Annotated in this window: 2 protein-coding genes; one reads left to right on the forward strand and one right to left on the reverse strand. The window is 63.2% G+C overall.

Translation table 11 applies throughout. The features are described from left to right. On the forward strand, positions 1-478 hold a 478-nt coding region (locus tag V7D69_RS14590; protein ID WP_333606160.1), incomplete at its 5' end, for a flagellin. Positions 479-569: 91 nt separating this feature from the next. On the opposite strand, the gene V7D69_RS14595 is transcribed toward V7D69_RS14590, so the two are convergent. After that, positions 570-3,066, reverse strand: a 2,497-nt coding sequence (locus V7D69_RS14595) for a M1 family metallopeptidase (RefSeq protein ID WP_333606161.1), incomplete at its 5' end; no start/stop codon positions are given.

The following is a 3,066-nucleotide window of genomic DNA, read 5'->3' on the forward strand; positions in this document are numbered from 1 at the left end:
CGCGCTCACGCAGCAGGTCAGCGACGTGCTGACGCAGACCAAGTTCAACGGCAACGCCTTGTTCTCGACCACCTCGGGCGCCGACGTCACGTTCGACATCCAGACCGGCGGCAACGCAGGCGAGAAGGTCACGCTGACCTCGACCGCGATCGACGGCACCAAGATCACCACTACGGCGCTCGACGTCTCCACGACCACAGCCGCCGCAACCACAATCGGCAACGTCGATACCGCATTGGTAGACCTCAACGCCACCCGCGCCTCGCTGGGCGCCGGCCAGAACCGCCTGGAATCGGTCATCACCAACCTGACCAGCAACGTGACGAACCTGTCGGACGCGCGTTCGCGGATCGAGGACGCCGATTACTCGGTGGAAACCACGTCGATGGCCAAAGCGCAGATCCTCTCGCAGGCTTCCACCGCGATGATCGCACAGGCCAACCAGGCGCAACAGAACGTCCTGAGCCTGTTGAAATAGTCCCCCAGCGAGACCCGAACCAGGTCCCGAAAGCACCCGGCGGGCACACCAGCCCGCCGGGTCAATTCCATTTGCTGGCGAACGTTCGCCTTCAGTAACCGGCGTTTTTCAGCCAAAGGTCGACGGCGCCCATGCGCTCGTTACGGACTGTCAGCCGATACCTGATTGTCGCGATCGCCTCGTCCGTCGGCCGCCGTGCCTCCACGGACAACCGCTCGCGGGCGTAAGCTTCCAACTTGGTGATAGTAGCCGGATCGAGGCTGCCGCTGGCCAGCCGCGCCACGAACCGCGTCCCCGCCGAGCTATCAAGCTTGCTCATCACCGCATCGTAATGCACCAGCACAAAGTCCAGAGCTTTCTCGGGATGCTCGCCGGAGACCGAACGGATAATCTCCGCGCTGCTCGTCGCGCCTGGTTCGTCCGTAAGCGCCAGCGCCAACGCCTGGTCCGCCAGATCGGCGCTCCCGGTCGCGCCCAACAGCGCATAGAGATACGCCTTTACTTGCGCCGAAGTCTCCGCTTGCGCCATGGCCCGCAGCTTGTCCCAGGTGGCCTGATCGGCGTGTTGCGCCACAACGGACAGGATCGCCTTGCGCACTGAGGGATCTATGGCGGCCGGATCGCCGGCCGAGCCCACGAAGCGCTGTCGCGCTTCGGCTATCACTGATGGTTCTCCCACTTGGCCAAGGATGCGGATCAACGAGCTTCGCAAATCCTCGTCCGTCACTGGCTCCCCCGCTTTCGGAGACCAGCTCAGCCTCTCCAGCACCGGCAGAAACCGGGCCGCGGCCAGTCGGGTCAGGCCCGCCTCGCGGTGAGGCGCGTCCTTTGCGTAGGAATGCAGCGTATCGATCAGCCCCGCCGCCGCTTCGATCACTTGCGCCTGGCTGTCGGAAGGAAGGTTCCGGGCCAGATCCAGCATATCCGACATCGGCTGCTGCCCCGCGAAGCCAAGCGCGATCGCATCGTTCAGGACACCCATCTGGTCCACCGGCGCCAATCGCCCGAAGGACCGGCCGATCGCGCCGAACAGCTCCGGGGTATATAGCACGCGGTAATAGCCGGTCTGCCCGACATTGGCGATTATCGCACCGCAGCCCTGCACATCAAGCGTGCCACGCCCCGTCAGGAGAACTTCGGAAGGCGCACCGCCGATCGCCGCGGCGGCGACAGGGACATGCCAGGACAGCGGTGTCTTGCCTGACCGGTCCCGCGTAAATTCGCCTTGCTCAAGCGCAAGCCGCGTAACCCCGCTCGCGCATCTGCCTGACACCTTGACTAGCGGAATGCCCGGCTGCAGCGTGAAATCGTGCGCGATTTGCGCTATCGGCTTGCCCGAGGCAGCCTCCATCTCCCGCCATAGATCATCCGTCACGGTATTGGCGTAAGCGTGGCGCTTCATGTAGCTGCGCACACCGGCCCGCCAGTTGTCGGAGCCGGTATAGGCTTCCAACATGCCGATCACCGCCTCGCCCTTGTTGTACGTGATATTGTCGAATGCCTGACTGGCCTCTTCCACGGTGTCCACATGATGAATCACCGGATGCGTCGTAACCAGCGCGTCCTGAGCCATGGCGCCTTCGCGCGCCTCTACGCCGTCCAGCTCCGGATGCCACTCGGGATGGAAATGCGCGGTCGCGCGCCCCTCCATCCATGAGGCAAAGCCCTCGTTAAGCCAAAGGTCATCCCACCACGACATGGTCACCAGATCGCCAAACCACTGGTGCGCCATTTCATGCGCGGCGTCCGTGAAGATCAGCTTGCGTGAACGGTTGGAGGCAATCTTCGGATCAAGCAGCAGTGCATTCTCGAAAGTGAAGATGGCGCCCCAGTTCTCCATCGCGCCAAAGAACTGGCTGCGGCCCGGCGCCGCGATATTATCCAGCTTGGGCAAGGGATAAGGCGTGCCGAAATAGGAGTTGTACCAGGGTAATATCTTCGCGGATTCGTTCAGCGCATATTCCGCCTGCGACAGGCTGCCCCGCTTGGCGATGACGCCGATCTCCGTGCCCGCCGCCCGAGTTGTCGCCCGCTCGAAATCGCCCAGCCCGAAGAACAACAAGTACGTCGACATCTTCGGGCTGGTGCCGAAAGTCACAAGCGTCCTGCCTTCGCCTGCAGGCACGCGCGAGGTGATCGGCAGATTGCTTACCGCCATCTCATCGGACGGCACGATGGCCTTCAGCCTGAATGTCGCCTTGTAGAACGGCTCGTCCCACGAAGGCACGAAGCGGCGCGCATCCGAATTTTCGAACTGGGTATAGAGCGCGCGTTTCCGGGTTCCGTCCGCAGCATCATAATCGAGCGCGAAGAGGCCGTATGCCTGGGTATTGATCTTGCCGCCGTAGTCGATCGCCAGCGTATAGCGGCCCGGCGCGATCGTATCGCCAAACGTGAAGCTGGCGGTCTGGGACTTGGCGTCGACCGAGACTTTGCCCGCACCCGCCTTGCCGCCGCCGGAAATGAGCGCGACCTTGCCGATCGCCAGGTCCGCCGCCTGAAGCGTGATCGCTTTCACCGGCTTCAGAACCTCGATCGAAATTTTCGCCTGACCCGCAAAAGTCATCGCCGCCGCGTCCGGCGTCACC

Origin of the sequence: Novosphingobium sp. (assembly GCF_036733805.1) — a bacterium.
Lineage (GTDB): Bacteria > Pseudomonadota > Alphaproteobacteria > Sphingomonadales > Sphingomonadaceae > Novosphingobium.